Annotated in this window: 18 protein-coding genes; 9 read left to right on the top strand and 9 right to left on the bottom strand. The window is 65.8% G+C overall.

What is annotated here, in order from left to right; all coding sequences use genetic code 11:
* Positions 1-67: 67 nt before the first annotated feature.
* From WKH79_RS11730 to WKH79_RS11705, 6 genes are all read left to right on the top strand, one after another.
* Positions 68-355, top strand: a complete 288-nt coding sequence (locus WKH79_RS11730; protein WP_063511608.1) for a hypothetical protein — start codon at positions 68-70, stop codon at positions 353-355.
* A gap of 89 nt (positions 356-444) precedes the next feature.
* Positions 445-696 (top strand): hypothetical protein, encoded by a 252-nt coding sequence (locus WKH79_RS11725; RefSeq protein ID WP_341858977.1) that lies wholly within the window; start codon positions 445-447, stop codon positions 694-696.
* Entirely contained in the window at positions 693-1,877 is a 1,185-nt protein-coding gene (locus WKH79_RS11720) for an acyl-CoA dehydrogenase family protein (protein ID WP_341858976.1), read from the top strand. Before WKH79_RS11725 ends, WKH79_RS11720 begins: the two co-directional genes overlap by 4 nt.
* A 2-nt stretch (positions 1,878-1,879) precedes the next feature.
* The gene (locus WKH79_RS11715) at positions 1,880-3,118 is read left to right on the top strand and encodes a CoA transferase (RefSeq protein WP_341858975.1); all 1,239 of its coding nucleotides are present in this window, start codon (positions 1,880-1,882) and stop codon (positions 3,116-3,118) included.
* A 3-nt stretch (positions 3,119-3,121) separates the two neighbouring features.
* A complete protein-coding gene (locus WKH79_RS11710; protein WP_341858974.1) occupies positions 3,122-4,354 on the top strand; it encodes an acetyl-CoA C-acetyltransferase in 1,233 nt (410 codons plus the stop codon).
* Positions 4,354-5,208: a MaoC family dehydratase N-terminal domain-containing protein gene (locus WKH79_RS11705; RefSeq protein WP_341858973.1), complete on the top strand. Its 855-nt coding sequence runs from the start codon at positions 4,354-4,356 to the stop codon at positions 5,206-5,208. Before WKH79_RS11710 ends, WKH79_RS11705 begins: the two co-directional genes overlap by 1 nt.
* On the opposite strand, the gene ppk2 is transcribed toward WKH79_RS11705, so the two are convergent.
* Complete coding sequence (ppk2, locus tag WKH79_RS11700; RefSeq protein WP_341858972.1) at positions 5,205-5,975, bottom strand: polyphosphate kinase 2; 771 nt, start codon at positions 5,973-5,975, stop codon at positions 5,205-5,207. The two genes, WKH79_RS11705 and ppk2, sit on opposite strands and share 4 nt — an antisense overlap.
* A 53-nt stretch (positions 5,976-6,028) precedes the next feature.
* Between ppk2 and phhA the strand changes: the two genes are divergently transcribed.
* Complete coding sequence (gene phhA / locus WKH79_RS11695; protein WP_341858971.1) at positions 6,029-6,967, top strand: phenylalanine 4-monooxygenase; 939 nt, start codon at positions 6,029-6,031, stop codon at positions 6,965-6,967.
* Between the two features lie 90 nt (positions 6,968-7,057).
* Here the strand turns inward: phhA and WKH79_RS11690 are convergent, their stop codons facing one another.
* The 4 genes from WKH79_RS11690 to WKH79_RS11675 all read right to left on the bottom strand — a co-directional run bounded on the left by WKH79_RS11690 (position 7,058) and on the right by WKH79_RS11675 (position 10,591).
* Positions 7,058-7,309 carry a hypothetical protein gene (locus tag WKH79_RS11690; protein WP_050601624.1) on the bottom strand — a complete coding sequence of 84 codons (252 nt, stop codon included), beginning with the start codon at positions 7,307-7,309 and terminating at the stop codon, positions 7,058-7,060.
* Positions 7,310-7,539: 230 nt separating this feature from the next.
* Positions 7,540-7,794, bottom strand: coding sequence for a GlsB/YeaQ/YmgE family stress response membrane protein (locus WKH79_RS11685; RefSeq protein ID WP_050601623.1), 255 nt, complete (start codon positions 7,792-7,794; stop codon positions 7,540-7,542).
* Positions 7,795-7,903: 109 nt separating this feature from the next.
* On the bottom strand, positions 7,904-8,719 hold the full coding sequence (locus WKH79_RS11680) for an undecaprenyl-diphosphate phosphatase (protein ID WP_063506293.1): 816 nt from the start codon (positions 8,717-8,719) through the stop codon (positions 7,904-7,906).
* 42 nt (positions 8,720-8,761) lie between these two features.
* Positions 8,762-10,591: an ABC transporter transmembrane domain-containing protein gene (locus WKH79_RS11675; RefSeq protein ID WP_341858970.1), complete on the bottom strand. Its 1,830-nt coding sequence runs from the start codon at positions 10,589-10,591 to the stop codon at positions 8,762-8,764.
* Between the two features lie 164 nt (positions 10,592-10,755).
* Here WKH79_RS11675 and phaZ point away from each other — a divergent pair, with 164 nt between their 5' ends.
* Complete coding sequence (gene phaZ, locus WKH79_RS11670) at positions 10,756-12,009, top strand: polyhydroxyalkanoate depolymerase (RefSeq protein WP_063506291.1); 1,254 nt, start codon at positions 10,756-10,758, stop codon at positions 12,007-12,009.
* 119 nt (positions 12,010-12,128) lie between these two features.
* Here phaZ and WKH79_RS11665 read toward each other — a convergent pair whose 3' ends face one another.
* Complete coding sequence (locus WKH79_RS11665; protein WP_050601619.1) at positions 12,129-13,307, bottom strand: acetyl-CoA C-acyltransferase; 1,179 nt, start codon at positions 13,305-13,307, stop codon at positions 12,129-12,131.
* Between the two features lie 55 nt (positions 13,308-13,362).
* Entirely contained in the window at positions 13,363-13,812 is a 450-nt protein-coding gene (locus WKH79_RS11660) for a MaoC family dehydratase (protein ID WP_050601618.1), read from the bottom strand.
* Between the two features lie 156 nt (positions 13,813-13,968).
* On the opposite strand from WKH79_RS11660, the gene WKH79_RS11655 reads away from it, so the two are divergent.
* Positions 13,969-15,831 carry a sulfatase-like hydrolase/transferase gene (locus WKH79_RS11655; protein ID WP_341858969.1) on the top strand — a complete coding sequence of 621 codons (1,863 nt, stop codon included), beginning with the start codon at positions 13,969-13,971 and terminating at the stop codon, positions 15,829-15,831.
* 72 nt (positions 15,832-15,903) lie between these two features.
* Here WKH79_RS11655 and WKH79_RS11650 read toward each other — a convergent pair whose 3' ends face one another.
* Together WKH79_RS11650 and WKH79_RS11645 are read right to left on the bottom strand one after the other, a co-directional pair.
* On the bottom strand, positions 15,904-17,313 hold the full coding sequence (locus tag WKH79_RS11650) for a DUF5935 domain-containing protein (RefSeq protein WP_230832146.1): 1,410 nt from the start codon (positions 17,311-17,313) through the stop codon (positions 15,904-15,906).
* Complete coding sequence (locus tag WKH79_RS11645) at positions 17,306-17,488, bottom strand: hypothetical protein (protein WP_050601615.1); 183 nt, start codon at positions 17,486-17,488, stop codon at positions 17,306-17,308. Before WKH79_RS11645 ends, WKH79_RS11650 begins: the two co-directional genes overlap by 8 nt.
* Positions 17,489-17,501: the final 13 nt, after the last annotated feature.

The following is a 17,501-nucleotide window of genomic DNA, read 5'->3' as shown; positions in this document are numbered from 1 at the left end:
CCTTGCCCAGCGCCCGTCGCTTGCGCTTTACCCGCCGCGCAAGTTCGAAACCGGAGAGAGAACCGCCATGAAATTCCGTATCGCCCTGACTGCTGCCGCCTCGCTCGCGCTCGCCGCCTGTGGCAGCAGCGAAGATGCCTCGACCGAAGCCGAGGCCGACACCGTCGAAATGACCGCCGACGAAGCGCTGACCGATGTCGAGGAAATGCCCGTCGAGGATCCCGCCGCCAACACCGCCCCGGTCGAGATGGACACCGCCTCGCCGAGCGAGGAAGCGGAGATCCAGGAAGCCGGCGACAGCGCCGCCGACACCGCTGCCGCAGCCATGGATGCGATGGCCGAAGACGCGAACTGACCGGCCTGCACACGCGCCGCGTTCTTCCGGACGCAGCCACGCCGTAACGTCCTTTGCGCGGCCCGTGTGTACGCCTAGCCTTCGCGTCCATGACCCGACTCGTCGCCCCTACCGCCGCGCTGCTTGCGCTGTCCGCCACGCTCGCCTGCAGCGATAGCAGCGAGGGCGATCAGCCGCCCGGAGCCGTGACCCAGAGCGAGGCTGCCGCGCTCGACGATGCGGCCGCCATGATCGACGAGCGGCGCCGGCCCGAAGGCCTCGTGCCCGACGACGGGGCGATGCCGCCCGCCGCGGCCCCGCGCGAAACGGGCGGACCGGAACCAATGGAGCTTCCCCAATGAGTGTCACCACTGCCCCCGGCATGGATGCCGAAACCTTCGACCAGTTCCTCGACCAGCTCGAACGCTATGTCCGCGAACGGCTGATCCCGGCCGAGACCGAAGTCATCGCCAACGACCGCATCCCCGACGATATCGTCGCGGAAATGAAGGAGATGGGGCTTTTCGGCCTGACCGTGCCCGAGGATTTCGGCGGCGCCGGCCTCAACACCACCCAATATGCCAAGGTCGTGCAGACGATGGCCTATGCCGCGCCCGCCTATCGCTCGATCTTCTCGATCAATGTCGGCATGTTCAATTCGGCGATCAAGAATGGCGGGACCGACGCGCAGAAGGCCGAATGGTGGCCCAGGATCGCCGAGGGCGCGATCGCCTGCTTCGGCCTGACCGAACCCGGTTCGGGCAGCGACAGCGCCGCCATGGCGACCACCGCGCGGCCCGATCCCGAAGGCAACGGCTGGATCCTCAACGGGACCAAGCGCTACATCACCAATGCCCCGCATGCCGATGTCGGGCTGATCATGGCCCGCACCGAGAAGGACGCGCAGCCCAAGAACGCGCATGTCAGCGCTTTCATCGTGCCGATGGACACGCCCGGCGTATCGACCAGCAGCCCCGACAAGAAGATGGGCCAGGCGGGCAGCCATATCTCCGACATCATGCTCGACGACGTGCATGTCCCCGGCGACGCGTTGCTGGGCGAGCAGACCGGGCAAGGCTTCCGCTTCGCCATGATGAGCCTCGACAATGGCCGTATCTCGGTCGGTGCAGCGAGCACCGGCTATGCGCGCCGCGCGCTCGATTCGGCGCTCAAATACGCCAATGAGCGGCAGGCGTTCGGCGAACCGATTGCCAATTTCCAGCTGATCCAGCAGATGCTCAGCGAAAGCTGGACCGAAATCTACGCTGCCGAAGCGATGATGGCCGATGTCACCGCGCGGGTCGATCGCGGCGAGAACACCGTCAAGCACGCCGCGGCATTCAAGGTGTTCGCCTCCGAAATGTGCGGCCGCGTGGTCGACCGGGTGGTGCAGATCTACGGCGGCGCGGGCTATCTGGCCGAATACGATGCCGAACGTTTCTTCCGCGATGCGCGCATCTACCGCATCTATGAAGGCACGACGCAGATCCTCCAGCTGCAGATCGCCAAGCACATGCTGCGCGATTACGCGGCGGGGATCTGAGCGTGTACCAGCTTCTCGACGGACTGAGCATCATCGAGGCATCGAGCTTCGTCGCCTCGCCCACCGCCGGCCTCTATTGCGCGCAACTGGGCGCCGAAGTGATCCGCGTCGATCACAAGGAAGGCGGGCTCGATTACGACCGCTACATGCTGACCGAGCAGGGCCGCAGCCTGAGCTGGGAAAATCTCAACCGGGCGAAGAAATCGGTCGCGCTCGACCTGCGCAGCGGCGAGGGGCGCGAACTGCTGGTCGCGCTGTCGGCCAATACGGGCAATCTCATCACCAACCTGCCGGAAAAGAGCTTCCTTGGGCATGGTGCCATCGCCGCGCAGCAGCCCGAAGGCGCGCCCGAACTGGTCAGCGTACGCATCATGGGCTGGCACGATGGGCGCCAGGCGATGGATTTCACTGTTAATGCGGCAAGCGGCTATCCGCTGATGTGCGGTCCCGAGGACTGGGACATGGCCACCGCGCCGCCGGTCAACCAGGTGCTGCCCGCGTGGGATTTCATCACCGGTGCCTATTGCGCCTTCGCGCTGCTCGCCGCGCTGCGCCAGCGCGATGCCACAGGCCAGGGCAGCGAATTGCGCGTGCCGCTGGGCGATGTCGCGATCGGGACCATGGCCAATAGCGGTGCGATGGCCGAAATGCTCTATCGCGGCGGCGACCGCGAACGGCTGGGCAATGCGATATGGGGCGCGTTCGGGCGCGACTTCCGCAGCCGCGACGGGGTGCGCTTCATGGTCGCGGCACTGACGGCCAAGCAATGGGACGGCCTCGTCGCCGCCTTCGGGATCGCGGACGCGATTGCCGCGCTCGAGGCCGAGCTGGGCGTGCGCTTCGCCGATGGCGACCGGCCACGTTTCGAACACCGCCACCGCCTGTTCGCGCTGTTCCAAGAGCGCGCGGACAGGATGGACTGGGACGAATTGTCCGCCAGTCTCGCCGCGCATGGCACCACTTTCGAACGCTACCGCACGATGCACGAAGCGGCGAACGACGCCGCGCTGGTGGCCGACAACCCGCTGTTCGGTGCCTCGCCCGCCAATCCCAGCGGCTTCGAATATCCGGCCACGCGCAGCTTTGCGAACATCCCTTCGCGCGAAGCCGCTGGGCCCGCACCCGCGCCCTATCTGGGCCAGCACACCGAGGAAGTGCTCGCCGAACGGCTCGGCCTGTCCTCGGGCGCGATCGGCAAGCTCGTCGATCGCGATATCGCCCGCCTCTCCGATAAGGATTAAGCCATGACGACACTCCGCCGCGTAGCCATCTGCAAGCCCCTGCGTACACCGGTCGGCAAGTTCCTCGGCAGCCTCGCTCCGCTCGAGGCGGGCGCGCTCGGCGCGGTGATCATCAAGGCGCTGGTCGAACGCAGCGGGATCGACCCGCTGCGGGTGGACGACGTGGTGTTCAGCCAGGGCTATGGCAGCGGCGAGGCCCCGGCGATCGGGCGCTGGAGCTGGCTGGCGGCGGGCTATCCGATCGAGGTGCCCGGCTTCCAGCTCGACCGGCGCTGTGGCTCGGGCCTGCAGGCGGTCGCGACCGCGGCGATGATGGTGCAGACCGGCGTCGCCGACTGCGTGCTCGCGGGCGGGGTCGAGAGCATGTCCAATGTCGAGCATTACACCACCAAGGCGCGCCACGGCGCACGGCTGGGCGACATGGTGCTGTGGGACCGGCTGACGCGCGGCCGGCTGATGAGCCAGCCGATCGAACGCTTCGGCGTGATCACCGGCATGATCGAAACCGCGGAGAATCTCGCCAAGGATTACGACATCAGCCGCGAGGCCGCCGATGCATTCGCGGTGCGCAGCCACCAGAACGCCGCCCGCGCCTGGGCCGAAGGCCGGTTCGACGACCATTTGGTCCCGGTGGAAATCCCGCAGCGGCGCGGCGATCCGGTGGTCTTCGCGCGTGACGAGGGTTTCCGCGAGGATGCCAGCATGGACACGCTGGGCAAGCTGCGCCCGATCGACGGCAAGCGCGATGCGGATGCGATCGTGACGGCGGGCAATGCCAGCCAGCAGAACGACGCCGCCGCCGCCTGCCTGGTGGTGGCAGAAGACAAGGTGGAGGAACTGGGCCTCGAACCGATCCTGTGGTTCCATTCGTGGAGCGCGGCCGGCTGCGATCCCAGCCGGATGGGGATCGGCCCCGTTCCCGCGGTCGAACGGCTGTTCGCCAAGACCAACATGGGCTGGGACGATATCGGGCTGATCGAACTCAACGAGGCCTTCGCCCCGCAGGCGCTCGCCGTGCTGAAGGGCTGGGGTTTCGCCGAGGACGACAGCCGCCGCGAGCTGGTCAACGTCAACGGGTCGGGCATTTCGCTGGGCCACCCGATCGGCGCGACGGGGATCCGCATCCTCGCCGACATGGCGCATGAAATGCAGCGCCGCGAGGTGCGCTACGGACTCGAGACCATGTGCATCGGCGGGGGCCAGGGAATGGCCGCCGTCTTCGAACGCGCCGCCTGATGTCCGATTGGGCCGACTGGATCGGGCGCGAGCAGCGCGCGGCAGACCGGCTCGATCCGGCGCTCGCCGCGCGGTGGTACGCGACCTTCGATCACGGCGCGCCGGCCTCGACCGCCATGCCGCAGGGGATCCATTTCTGCCTCTGCACGCCCGAAGCACCGACTGCGCGGCTGGGCCCCGACGGGCATCCGCTGCGCGAGGACGACCCGGCGAGCTTCCTTCCCCCGATCCCGCTGCCGCGGCGGATGTGGGCGTCGAGCGATATCGAATTCCGCGCCCCCATGACGATCGGTGCGACGATCGAGCGGACCAGCCGCGTCGTCTCGATCACGCCCAAGTCGGGCAGCCGCGGCGAAATGGTTTTCGTCGAGATCGACCACGAGACCAGCGCCGACGGCAAACTCGCCGTGCGCGAGCGGCAGAGCGCGGTCTATCTCGAGGCGCTGGCACCCGATGCCCCCCTGTCGCCGCCGGCACCATCCCCCGAAGTGTTCGACCCGCAGGCATGGGACCTCCATCGCCAGCTTGTGCCCGATACGCGGCTGCTGTTCCGCTATTCGGCGCTGACCTTCAACACCCACCGCATCCATTACGATGCGCCCTATGCGCTGGAGCAGGAGCGCTATCGCGGCCTGGTGGTCCACGGCCCGCTGACCGCCAGCCTGCTGCTGCAACTGGCCGCCGAACGCTTTGGCGAGAACCGGCTGGCGCAGTTCGGTTTCCGCGGGGTCAGCCCCGCGATTGCCGGCGAAGCGCTGAATCTGGTCCTGCGCGGGGCCGGCGACGACATCGAGCTCGCCGCTTTCGCGGGGGACGGGCGGCAGGTGACCAAGGCCTCTGCGCGCCTCGCCTAGGCGCTCGGGAAGCTCTCGATCGGTTCGATCACCGTATAGCGTTCGACTTTGGGCTCGCGGCCCAGCGGCGGAAAGTCGATCTGCGGCGCTGCGACACGCGTATCCGGCAGGCGGTCGAGCAGGTCGCGCAGCAGCGTCAGCCGGCCGCGCTTCTGATCGTTGAAATCGACCAGTGTCCACGGCGCCCATTCGGTATGCGTCGCCGCCAGCATCGCCTCACGCGCTTCGGTATAGGCATCGTATTTCCCCCGCGCCGCCAGGTCGACGGGGGACAGCTTCCAGCGTTTGAGCGGATCGTCCAGCCGTTCGCGCAGCCGTTCCTCCTGCTGCGCCTGATCGGTGCCGAGCCAGTATTTGAACAGCAAGATGCCGTCATCGACCAGCATCTTCTCGAAGGTCGGGGCCTGCTCGAGAAACCGTGCGACCTGCGGCGCATCGGCATAGCCCATGACCTTCTCGACGCCCGCGCGATTGTACCAGCTGCGATCGAACAGCACGATTTCGCCCGCGCTCGGCAGGTGCCGGACATAACGCTGGAAATACCACTGGCTCTGTTCGGCCTCGGTCGGCTTGGCGAGCGCGGCGATATGGCACTGGCGCGGGTTGAGCTTTTCGGACACCGCACGAATCGCGCCGCCCTTGCCCGCAGTATCGCGCCCCTCGAACAGGACGACGATGCGCTGCCCCGTCGCTTGCGCCCAGCGCGCCATGGCGGCCAGTTCCTCGCGCATCGGTGCGAGCGCGGCCTTGTAGTCCCTCGATTTCATCACGCCCTCGGCATTTGTGTGCGGCCGTCAATGATAGTATCATCCGCGACGATATGGCTACACTTGCACAGACCGAACAGGATTTTACCCGTTTGCCGGACCTTCCGGCAGAGGTATTCACCGCCCCGCTCAAGAAACCGGACCGCGTGGGCGACGACTGGCTCGAGCCCGAACAGACCCAGTATTCGAGCGACGACGACGGGATCTGGAACGACCTGTTCGAACGGCAGATGAAAGTGCTGCCGGGGCGCGCGGCCAGCGCGTTCATGGCCGGGCTGGACAAGCTCGACCTCAGCCGCGGCGGGGTGCCCGAATTCGGCCGCCTGTCCGAAGAGCTCGATACGCTCACCGGGTGGAGCGTGGTTCCCGTGCCGATGCTGATCCCCGATCACGTGTTCTTCTGGCACCTGGCCAACCGGCGCTTCCCCGCGGGCAATTTCATTCGCACGCGCGACACCTTCGATTACATCCAGGAACCCGACGTGTTCCACGACGTGTTCGGCCACGTCCCGATGCTGACCGATCCGGTCTATGCCGATTACATGCAGGAATATGGCCGCGCGGGCTGGAAGGCGATGCGCTACAACCGGCTCAAGGCGCTTGGTTCGCTCTACTGGTACACCGTTGAATTCGGGCTGCTGCAGGAAGCCGACGGGATCAAGGCCTATGGGGCGGGGATCCTCTCGGGCCCGACCGAGGTGGTCTATGCCACCGAGGCCAAGAGCCCCAACCGCATCATGCTCAATGTCGACCGCGTCATGCGCACCGACTACGTGATCAGCGATCTGCAGCCGACCTATTTCGTGATCGAGAGCTTCGAGGACCTCTACCGCCAGACGGTCGAGCGCGATTTCGACCAGCTCTACAAAAGCCTCGGGCCCGGGTTCACCTATGCCAACACTGCGGTGATCGATGTCGACCATGTGGTGAACCACGGCTCGCTCGAATACACGCTGCGCGGCGGGCGCGGGTCGGGCGCGGCCCCGGTCTGACCTCCGCAAGGTCCGGCGAAAAGCAGCGCCGAACGAAAAACGGCCCCGGATCGCTCCGGGGCCGCATGATCGCATAACGATCGACGATGCTTACATTTCGTCGATTTCGTCAGCCTGCTCTTCCATGGATTCTTCCATGGCGTCGGTCTGGTCGTCCATGACGTCAGCCTGGTCTTCGGTGATTTCACCGGCTTCTTCCATGGCGTCAACCTGGTTGTCGCGAGCGTCTTCCATCTCTTCGATGTTTTCTTCGGCTTCGTTTTCTGCTGCGCTGTCGCAAGCGGCGAGGCCGAGGCTCATGGCGGCGGCGGTAGCGACGAGCGTTGCTTTATTGAACTTCATGTAAATTCCCCTTTTGTCGTTCCAGCCGCGTTTTCGAAATGCGGCAAGAATGTGATGAACGGACTATTGTTCCTTCAGTTCCCGGCAGTCAAGCAAGAACGCCGGGGGTGGAGGTTTGCCGTATCGGATACGAAATGACCCGGGGAACGCCCGGGCCGTCAACCATATGCGAGACGCCAATCCATTCCGTCCGCGTTTGTACCCGATGATCGGGCGATGTGAAGCGGGATTCAGTTATAGGCCCGCTGGCGGATGAGGTTGAACACCCCGATCGCGACGACCGATCCGAGCACTGCCCACAGCAGCGCGACGCCGCTGACCGTGCCGAAAACCGCCCCGTTGCCGGCGATCAGCCCGGTCACGAGCGAGCCGAGCACGCCGACGAGCGCATTGGCGAGGATGCTGCGGCCATCTTCGATCCTGAGAATAATCGTTGCCAGCCAGCCCAGGAGGGCTCCTACGACAACCAGAATCAACAAACCCATCGGTGCGTACCTTTGTCTTTCATTCACCGGAGACAAGCACGCAAATGATCAAAGGTTCCTTACGGCAGACCCCGGATCGCTCGCCCCGTGGCATCCATGCCACACTTCGTCAGGCGAAAGTCAGCCAGGCCAGGGCGGCGGAGCCGGCGATGATCCGGTACCACGCGAAGGGCGTGAAGCCGCTGCGGCTGACATAGGCGACGAAGGCGCGGATCACGAACAGCGCGACGATGAAGCTGACCGCGAAGCCGAGCGCGATATGGTCCCAGCCCACCCGCGTCGCGCCGGCCATCATCTCGTCATATTTGGTGGCGACTTCGAGCGTGGTCGCGCCGACCATCGTCGGCACCGCCAGGAAGAAGGAGAATTCAGCCGCCGTCTTGCGATTGATGCCCATCGCCAGCGCCCCCATGATCGTCGCGCCCGAACGGCTGACGCCCGGCACCATGGCGAGACATTGGGCGAACCCGACGCCGAGCACCTTGGCGAGCGGCAGTTCGGCCACGCCGCGCCCTTCGTCGCGGGGGTTGGCCGCGCGTTCGATCACGATGATCGCCACCCCGCCGGCAATCAGCGCCCAAGGCACGATCCCCGGGTTGCCGAGCATGGCCTCGAAGCTTTCGTAGAGCGCGAAGCCGATCACTGCACTGGGCAGGAAGCCGAGCAGGATGTTGCGTGCGAACATCAGACCTTCGCGTTCGCGCTTGAGCACGCCGATCCCGGCCGACCAGAAGGTGCCCCAGTATTGGTAGACCACCGCCAGGATCGCGCCCAGCTGGATCACCACGTTGAACATCGCCCATTCGTTGGGATCCGCGCCCGACAGTTCGGTCGCGAGAATGAGGTGACCGGTCGATGAAACCGGGATGAATTCGGTGAGCCCCTCGACGATGCCGAGGAAGATCGCGGTGATGTAATCGTTCATTGCGGGACGCCCCAAGAGCAGTGGACTGCGCGAGTCAAGCGGTCAGGCGCTTTCCAGACCGAACTGGAGCGAAGCGAGCCGGGCGTAGAGCCCGCCATTGGCCGACAGCGTGTCGTGCGTACCCTGTTCGACGATCCGGCCATCCTCCATCACGACGATGCGGTCGGAAGCGCGGACGGTCGACAGGCGGTGGGCGATGACCAGCGTCGTACGCTCGCGCATCAGGTGTTCGAGCGCATCCTGCACCAACCGCTCGCTCTCGGCATCGAGTGCGCTGGTGGCCTCGTCGAGCAGCAGGATCGGCGCATCGCGCAGCAGCGCGCGGGCAATGGCGATGCGCTGGCGCTGGCCGCCCGACAGCTGCGTGCCGCTTTCCCCAAGATAGGTGTCGAGCCCCTGCGGAAGCTTGTCGAGGAATTCGGCAGCATTGGCCGCCTGTGCAGCGGCCCGGATCTCGTCCTCGCTCGCATCCCAATTGCCATAGCGCAGATTGTCGCGCGCATTGGCGCTGAACAGGACGCCTTCCTGCGGGACATAGGCGATGCGCCGCCGGATTTCGGCGGGATCGGCGCTGGTCAGCGGAATGCCGTCGAGCCGGATCGAGCCTGCCTGCGGATCGTAGAAGCGTTCTGCCAGCTGGAAGATGGTCGACTTGCCCGCCCCCGACGGCCCCACGATGGCGACGGTTTCGCCCGGTTCGACCTCGAGGCTGAAATCGGTGATCGCTGGCGCATCGAGCCGGGTCGGATAGCGGAAGGTGACGTTGCGGAACGACAGCCCACCGCGCGGCGGCGCGGGCAGAGCCTGCGGCCGTGCGGGTGCGGTGATCGAGGGTCTTTCCTCGAGCAGTTCGGACAGCCTGCTCGCCGCGCCCGCGCCGCGCAGCAGGTCGCCGTAGACTTCGGTCAGCGCACCGATCGCGCCTGCGACGAGGCCTGCGGTGAGCACGAATGCGGCGATCGTCCCGCCCGAGATTGCGCCTTCGCTGACCGCCTGCGCGCCGCGCCAGACCAGCAGGGTGATGCCGCCGAAAACCAGCAGGATCACGATCGCGGTCATCGCCGCGCGGATGATGACCCGGCGCCGCGCGACCGAGAAGGTGCGTTCGACCGCCTCGCGGAAGCGCGCATGTTCGCGTTCTTCCTGGTTGAAACCCTGGACGATCTTCATCGCCGACAGCACTTCGGTGACCATCGCCCCGATATCGGCGACGCGGTCCTGGCTGGTGCGCGAGACCTTGCGCAGGCGCCGCCCGAACAGCGTGATCGGGATAACGATGGCGGGGATCAGCAGGAACAGCCCCATGGTCAGGCCGGGGACCAGCCAGAACAGATAGGCCGTGCCCCCGATCGCCATCAGCGCATTGCGCAGCGCGACCGAGACAGTGGTGCCGACCACCTGTTCGATCAGCGCGGTGTCGCTGGTCATGCGGCTGGAGATTTCCTTGGGACTGTTCTCTTCATAGAAGCCCGGCGCCAGGCGCAGCAGGTTTTCCTGCACCCGCAGGCGGATGTCGGCGACCACGCGCTCGCCCAGCCAGCTGACGAAATAGAACCGCATCGCAGTGCCCGCGGCAAGCACGGCGACGATCATCAACAAATAGCGGAACCAGCGGCCCATGTCCTCGGGCGTCGCTCCTTCGGCAAAGCCGCGGTCGATCACCATCTTGAAGCCCGCGGGGATCGCCAGCGTCGCCGCCGCAGTGATGAACAGCGCGAGGATGGCGAGCGCGACATGGCCGGGATAGCGTGTGCCCGCCTGCCATACCATGCGCAGTGAACCCAGCGAACGCTGGCGCGGGGCATCCGCAGCGGCGCGCTTGCGTGCGAACCGGCCGCGGCCGTCGGTTTCCGTCTGGTCCTTGGCTGACATGCGCACGCAGTTACGTCGCCGCGCGGCTAAAATCCACTGTGCTGCACATGCTCAGGCACATTTAAACCGATTGTGCATTGCACAATTATCGATCGACCGGCAGGATTGCCATATTCCACCCGCACGACACAGCCATACAATGCCGGGTACGCAGGGGACATCTATTGCTCTACCACGCCTATGAACTGCAGCGCAGCTGGCTCAACTCGGCCAGCGCCTTCGCCTCGATCGGGGTGGAAATGCTGAACAACCCGGCCAATCCGTTCAATTACGTCGGCCCGATGGGCTATATGAACATCGGCCCGGTGGCGGCGAGCGCGCTGGAAGTCTTCGCGCATGCGACGGCATCCTACGGCAAGCCGGCGTGGAACCTCGAGGCGATCGATGTCGATGGTAAGCCCGTGGCGATCGTCGAATCGACTGTGGTCAACCGGCCCTTCGGCGATCTGAAGGCGTTCCACCGCGAAGACCTGCCCGAAGACGCCCCGCGCCTGCTGGTCGTCGCGCCGATGAGCGGGCATTACGCCACGCTGCTGCGCGGCACGGTCGAACGGATGCTGCAAGGCTACCGCGTCTATGTCACCGACTGGGCCGATGCGAAGACCGTCCCGCTGCACGAAGGGACCTTCGATCTCGATGATTACATCGATTACGTGATCGGCTATCTCGAACACATCGGCCCCGATGCACAGGGCGGCGGTGCGCATGTGATGGCGGTGTGCCAGCCTTCGGTGCCCGTCTTTGCCGCCACTGCAATCATGAACCGCGATGGCCATCCGTGCACGCCGCGCACGCTGACCATGATGGGCGGGCCGATCGACACGCGCTGTTCGCCGACCAGCGTCAACGATCTGGCGATGGACCGCCCGATCGAGTGGTTCCGCCACAATGTCATCGCCACCGTGCCGATGCAGTATCGCGGTGCGGGCCGGCGGGTCTATCCCGGCTTCATGCAGCTGGCCGGGTTCATGAGCATGAACCTCGGCAATCACATGATCAGCCATTACGAGATGTTCAAACACCTCACCGTCGGCGACGACGAAAGCGCGCAGGCGACCAAGGATTTCTACGACGAATACCGCAGCGTGTGCGACATGACCGCCGAGTTCTACCTGCAGACGGTGCAGGAGGTGTTCCAGGACCATGCGCTGCCCAACGGCACTTTCCTGCATCGCGGCAAGCGCATCGACCTGGGCGACATCACGCAGACCGCGCTGCTGGCGATCGAGGGCGAACGCGACGATATCTCGGGCCTGGGGCAGACGCGGGCCGCGCTCGAACTGACGCCGCAGCTCGATGCCGGCAAGAAGCGGTATTACATGGCCGAAGGCGCGGGCCATTACGGCATTTTCAACGGCAGCCGCTGGCGCGACAAGATCGCCCCCGTGGTCGAGGAGTTCATCGCCGAACACGGCTAGGCGTCGGCGGCCTCCCACGCGGTCAGCCGCGGTGAAGCCGTTCCAGCGAGCAGGCCAAGAAGAAGGGCGGCGCGGGGTTTTGCCCCGGCCGCCCTTCTCGGTTTCAGGCTAGGTTGACCCTAGAAGATTTCGAACAGGCCGGCTGCGCCCATGCCGCCGCCGACGCACATGGTGACGACGCCGTATTTCGCGCCCATGCGCTTGCCTTCGAGCAGCACGTGGCCGGTGCAGCGTGCGCCGGTCATGCCATAGGGGTGGCCGATCGAGATCGAGCCGCCGTTGACGTTGAGCTTGGCGTTATCGATGCCGAGCTTGTCGCGGCAGTAGAGCACCTGCACCGCGAAGGCTTCGTTCAGTTCCCAGATGCCGATGTCGTCGACGCTGAGGTCGAAGCGCTTGAGCAGCTTGGGAATCGCGAAGACAGGGCCGATGCCCATTTCGTCGGGTTCGGTCCCGGCGACCGCCATGCCGACATAGCGGCCGAGCGGCTCGAGGCCCTTCTGTTCGGCGACCTTGGCTTCCATGAGCACGCTGGCCGACGAACCGTCCGACAGCTGCGAAGCATTGCCCGCAGTGATCGTGGTGCCTTCGCCCATCACCGGCTTGAGGCTGTTGAGGCCTTCGAGCGTGGTCTGCGGGCGATTGCCCTCGTCCTTGTCGATGGTGATTTCGACGTCCGAAATCTCGCCCGTTTCCTTGTCCTGCACCTTGTGCGTGGTGCTGACCGAGACGATTTCGTCGTCGAACTTGCCGGCTTCCTGCGCGGCGGCGGTACGCTGCTGGCTCTGCAGCGCGTATTCGTCCTGCGCTTCGCGGCTGATGCCGTAACGCTGCGCGACCGTTTCGGCGGTCTGCAGCATCGGCATGTAGATCGCGCCGTGCATGTTAACCAGCTCGGGATCGGGCATCACGCGCATTTCCTTGGTCTGCACGAGGCTGATCGATTCCTGCCCACCGGCGGCCACCACGTCCATGCGGTCGGTGATGATCTGCTTGGCGGCGGTGGCGATGCTCATCAGGCCGCTCGAACACTGGCGGTCGATGGTCATGCCGCTGGTGCCGATCGGGCAACCGGCGCGCAGCGCGACCTGGCGGGCGAGGTTGCCGGCCTGCGCACCCTGCTGGAGCGCGCTGCCCCACAGCACGTCGTCGACCTCGCCGGCGTCGATGCCGGCACGCTCGATCGCGGGCTTGAGCGAATAGGCGCCGAGCGTCGGGCCCTTGGTGTCGTTGAACCCGCCCTTGTAGGCACGGCCGATGGCGGTGCGGGCGGTGGAGACGATGACTGCGTCACGCATGGGTATTTCCTTGGTTGTGGTTGTGTCTGGATCCTCGCCGGGGAGGAGGGGGAAATCAGACGAAAATCTGGGTGATCCACTCGGTGATCAGCGCGGGCTTTTCCTCGCCCTCGATCTCCATGGTGATCTCGCAGGTCTGCTGCCACTGGCCGGGACGCTTCTCGGTCATTTCGACCAGCTTCCAGTGGCCGCGGATGCGCTTGCCGCTGCGGACGGGCGAGATGAAGCGGGTTTTGTTGCCGCCGTAGTTCACGCCCATCTTCACGCCGTCGAGCTTGGGCATGTCCGATTTGGCGCTTAGATAGGGGATCATCGACAGCGTGAGGAAGCCATGCGCGATGGTGCCGCCGAACGGCGTCATCTTGGCCTTTTCCTCGTCGATATGGATAAACTGGTGATCGCCGGTGGCATCGGCGAACTGGTTGATACGCTCCTGGCTCATGTCGACCCATTCGCTCGTGCCGATGTTCTCGCCGACCTTGTCTGCCAGTTCCTGCGGGCTCATACGCCTCTCCTCTGTTCGAAAATCATGGTTTGGCGCGACTCCGGTCGCGCGTGCGGCGCGAGTCATGGCGCATGTGCGGGATGCGCGCAACACCGCCGAACGTGCCGCTACGGCATGGGGAAGCGCCATGTCCGGTGATGGAGGAGGCGGCACGTATTGAGCCGATTCGTACAGGCGGTATGGTCCGGCAGGCGGCGCACCGGTGCCCGCGATGCTGGAGAAACCATGCTGGCCCGTATCCTCGGCACTGCGCTCAAGCCTGCGCTCGGCGTCCCGCTGGTCGCTGCCATCGTCGCCGCCGCAGAGCTCATCGTCGCCGACCGCAAGTACGGCGTGTTCACCGGCGGGTTCGGCCAGTCGAGCGCGGTCGACACCGGCGGGGAACTGGCCCTGTTCCTGATCGGCTTCACGCTGGCACATACCGCAGTCGCCCTGCTCGCCTGGAAGCTGGCAGCCCGGCTGGCCCGATCTTCCGGGGCGCAGTCCGCCGTACTGCATTTCGCGTTCCTCTATGGCGGAACCAGCCTGCTGGTGCTCAGCCTGCGTTACCAGCTCCATTCCTATTTCAGCGATGCGGTCAGCTTCGCGCTGCTAAAGCAGCTGGGCGGTGGCAGCGCGGCCGATGCGCTGCTGTTCGCCAAGAACGAGATCATGCTCGGTGTGGGCGCGCTGCTGCTCTTCCTCGCGGCATGGTGGCTGGCAGCACACCTGCTGCGCAAATGGCTCGGCAGACAGCCGGCGCTGGCGTCCCCCTGGCCGCGCTGGAAGACAGTCGCCCTCGTGTGGCTGGCCTTCGCCGGCGCGGTAATCGTGTTGCCGCGTCTCGGCGGCGATGCGCCGCGCGGGCTGGAGCGGATCGTCGCCTGGCAGGGGCTGGCCGACGGGCTGGCACTGGCGAGCGATTTCGACGGCGATGGTTACGGCCTTGCCGGGCGGACCATCGACCCGGCCCCGTTCGATGCCGGGCGCCATCCGCTCGCGCTCGACATTCCCGGCAATGGGATCGACGAGGATGGCTACGGCGGCGATCTTGCGCTGGTCCCGGTTGCCGAGCCCCTGCCCGCCACGCCAATCGGCGGCGCGAAGCCGCATCTCGTCATCGTCGTTTTCGAAAGCACCCGCGCGGATGTGCTGGGCAAGCGCATCGACGGGAAACCCGTCGCCCCCAATCTCGCGCGCGTGGCGGCGCAGGGCGGCGCCCTCGCGCCCGCCTACAGCCATGTCGGTTTCACCACCGCCTCGCTCAAATCGCTCTTCGCGGGCAGCTTGGTCGTGCCGCCCGGATCGCCGAGCCTGTTCCGCGAGCTCGATGCTAGCGGTTACGAGATCGGCGTGTTCTCGGGACAACCGGAGGATTTCGGCGGTATTTCGGCAGCTGTCGGAATGCGCGAGGTTGCCGACCGCTTCGTCGATGCCGAAGTGCTCAAGGACCAGCGCGCCTTCAGTTTCGCCGCGCAGGGCTCGCTGCTGGTCGACGAGAACATCGTGCTCGATCGCTTCGACGCCGGGCTCGGCGATGCCGCAGCGTGGGAGACGCCGCAATTCGTCTACCTCAATTTCCAGACGCCGCATTTCCCCTATCACCACGACGCCGTCCCGCACCGCTTCGCCACCCCCGCTGGAACGCGGCCAGATCGCCGAAGACAATCGCGAGGCGCTGGAGCGGACCTACTGGAACGCGGTCGCGCATACCGACGCCGCGCTGGGCCGGCTGATTGCGAAGCTGGAGACGATGGGCGTGTGGCAGGGCACCGTGCTGATCGTCACCGGCGATCACGGCGAGGCGCTGTTCGAGGACGGCTTCCTGGGTCACGGCCATGTCATCAACGACCGGCAGAATGCGACTTTCCTCGCCAGCAACCGTCCGCTGGGCGCAGCAAGCGCGCCGCTGGCGCTAAGCGACTACCGCGCGATAATCCTGCGGCTTCTGGGCGCGGATGTTCCCGCCGCCGCGCCGCCCGCGCCCTTCCTCCACATCGGGCCGCTGGACGAACCGACCGCGATCGGTCTCGCGCATGAAGAGCTCGGCGTGATTTCGCTGCGGCTCGACAGCGGCGAAGCCTGCGTCACGCGCGCACGGCAGTGTGCAGATTACGCCTCGCTCGCCGGGGCGGAACGGGCCGCGTTCGATGCGCTGGTGGCGCGTTGGGGCTCCGAGCGTTGGGCCGCGCGCCTGCGCGAGGAGCGCGGCTCGGCGGCCGCTTCCTCGCAGCGCTTGAGATAGGTCCACAGACCGCATTGCAGGGCGATGATCAGCAGGATCACCGGCTGGTAGGCGATCCCCTGGAACAGCGACCCGACCAGCGCGATGACCTGCGTCATCTGTAGCGCGCTTGCCAATGGCGATTGCCAGCTTGCCCCCTCGCGCCCGCGCCACCGCCGCCGCAGCTTTTCCATCTGCCACAGCCCGCTGGCATGGAGCCAGACCCACAGGAACAGGCCGATCCATCCCTGTTCACCCAGCACCTCGAAGATCGACGAGTGAAAGGCGCGGGCTTCGTCGACCACGTCCTTGTATTCGACGGTGGTCGTGCTGCCATTCTCGCTGACCTGCGGCAGGCGGTATTCGAACTTGTTGCCGCGGTAGGAATCGAATCCGCCGCCAAGCGGGTTCTCAAGCGCGTATTCATAGGTCCATTGCCAGACCGCAAGGCGGGTCGATGCCGACTGGTCCTGTTCGTGCCCGGTGATCAGCCCCATGCGTTCGTAATAGCTGGTCGGCAGGAAGGGCGCGGCCATCAGCACGAGGGCAATGCCGCCGACGATGAAGGTCATCCGCCGCTTCACGTCGCGCAGCAGCAGCAGCGCGAGAACGCCGATACAGACGAGCCCGGTGCGTGCTTCGGTTCCGACGGGGATCAGCAGGCAGGCAAAGATGAACGCGCCGCCGAACAGCTTGACCCGCCAGTCGGGCGGGAAGATCCGCCCGTGGTTCATGAACCACCAGATGATCGGGATCAGGCCGATCGCGACCGTCGCGAGCGTCGAACTTTCGTAGATGTTCGAATTGTCGTTCACGAAGAAATACAGGCTGCCATAGCCCCCGCCGCCAAGCGCGGTCTTGAGACCGGAGGAAATGATAATGGCCCCCGCGGTGAGCGTGACGACCAGCAGCGCGAGCTCCAGCCGCAATCGCGTGACCAGCGTGAAGGGCAGGAAGATGGCGAACACCATCGCGCGCCAGACCCATTCCCACTTGTAGGCCGCATCCTCGGGGAAGTCGGCCCATTGCAGCGTGAGGAAGCACCATCCCAGGAAGGCGATGAGAATGCCCTGCCGCAGGGTGAAGCGGATCTGCGATTTCGCATCGACCAGTGCCCATCCTGCGAAGGCGAGCATGAAGGCGATGAAGGAAATCGGCAGCATCGGCGTCAGCGTCCAGCCGATCTTCTGCGGGGCCAGGATGTCGATATAGAGATAGGCGAGCACCCAGACGAAGGGGCGCCTGAGGCCGAGCGCGAACAGCGTCATCACGAAAAGGAACAGCGCCGCGTCAAGCATTGCGCGCCTTTCCGCCTGCGCGCCGCGCACGGCGGGCCTCGCGCCGGCTCGGTTTCGCCTCCTCCGGCTCCGCGCCCGGCGGATCCTCGCGGTCGAGGTCGTCGCGCATGAACACGCGCAGGATCGCGATGAGGATCAGCGCATGCGTCAGTGCGAGGGCGAAATAGTCGATCACGAGTGCTTGGTCT

This window comes from Qipengyuania sp. GPGPB31 (assembly GCF_038396345.1).
GTDB lineage: Bacteria > Pseudomonadota > Alphaproteobacteria > Sphingomonadales > Sphingomonadaceae > Qipengyuania > Qipengyuania citrea.
The sequence above is the reverse complement of the archived record's forward strand: the minus strand, read 5'-3'. Positions and strand labels throughout refer to the sequence as shown.

Bases quoted from the DNA above. Each gene is read 5' to 3' on its own strand.
- WKH79_RS11730 (WP_063511608.1), top strand. From the start codon at position 68: ATGAAATTCCGTATCGCCCTGACTGCTGCCGCCTCGCTCGCGCTCGCC.
- WKH79_RS11725 (WP_341858977.1), top strand. From the start codon at position 445: ATGACCCGACTCGTCGCCCCTACCGCCGCGCTGCTTGCGCTGTCCGCC.
- WKH79_RS11720 (WP_341858976.1), top strand. From the start codon at position 693: ATGAGTGTCACCACTGCCCCCGGCATGGATGCCGAAACCTTCGACCAG.
- WKH79_RS11710 (WP_341858974.1), top strand. From the start codon at position 3,122: ATGACGACACTCCGCCGCGTAGCCATCTGCAAGCCCCTGCGTACACCG.
- WKH79_RS11705 (WP_341858973.1), top strand. From the start codon at position 4,354: ATGTCCGATTGGGCCGACTGGATCGGGCGCGAGCAGCGCGCGGCAGAC.
- ppk2 (WP_341858972.1), bottom strand. From the start codon at position 5,975: ATGAAATCGAGGGACTACAAGGCCGCGCTCGCACCGATGCGCGAGGAA.
- phhA (WP_341858971.1), top strand. From the start codon at position 6,029: ATGGCTACACTTGCACAGACCGAACAGGATTTTACCCGTTTGCCGGAC.
- WKH79_RS11690 (WP_050601624.1), bottom strand. From the start codon at position 7,309: ATGAAGTTCAATAAAGCAACGCTCGTCGCTACCGCCGCCGCCATGAGC.
- WKH79_RS11685 (WP_050601623.1), bottom strand. From the start codon at position 7,794: ATGGGTTTGTTGATTCTGGTTGTCGTAGGAGCCCTCCTGGGCTGGCTG.
- WKH79_RS11680 (WP_063506293.1), bottom strand. From the start codon at position 8,719: ATGAACGATTACATCACCGCGATCTTCCTCGGCATCGTCGAGGGGCTC.
- WKH79_RS11675 (WP_341858970.1), bottom strand. From the start codon at position 10,591: ATGTCAGCCAAGGACCAGACGGAAACCGACGGCCGCGGCCGGTTCGCA.
- WKH79_RS11665 (WP_050601619.1), bottom strand. From the start codon at position 13,307: ATGCGTGACGCAGTCATCGTCTCCACCGCCCGCACCGCCATCGGCCGT.
- WKH79_RS11660 (WP_050601618.1), bottom strand. From the start codon at position 13,812: ATGAGCCCGCAGGAACTGGCAGACAAGGTCGGCGAGAACATCGGCACG.
- WKH79_RS11650 (WP_230832146.1), bottom strand. From the start codon at position 17,313: ATGCTTGACGCGGCGCTGTTCCTTTTCGTGATGACGCTGTTCGCGCTC.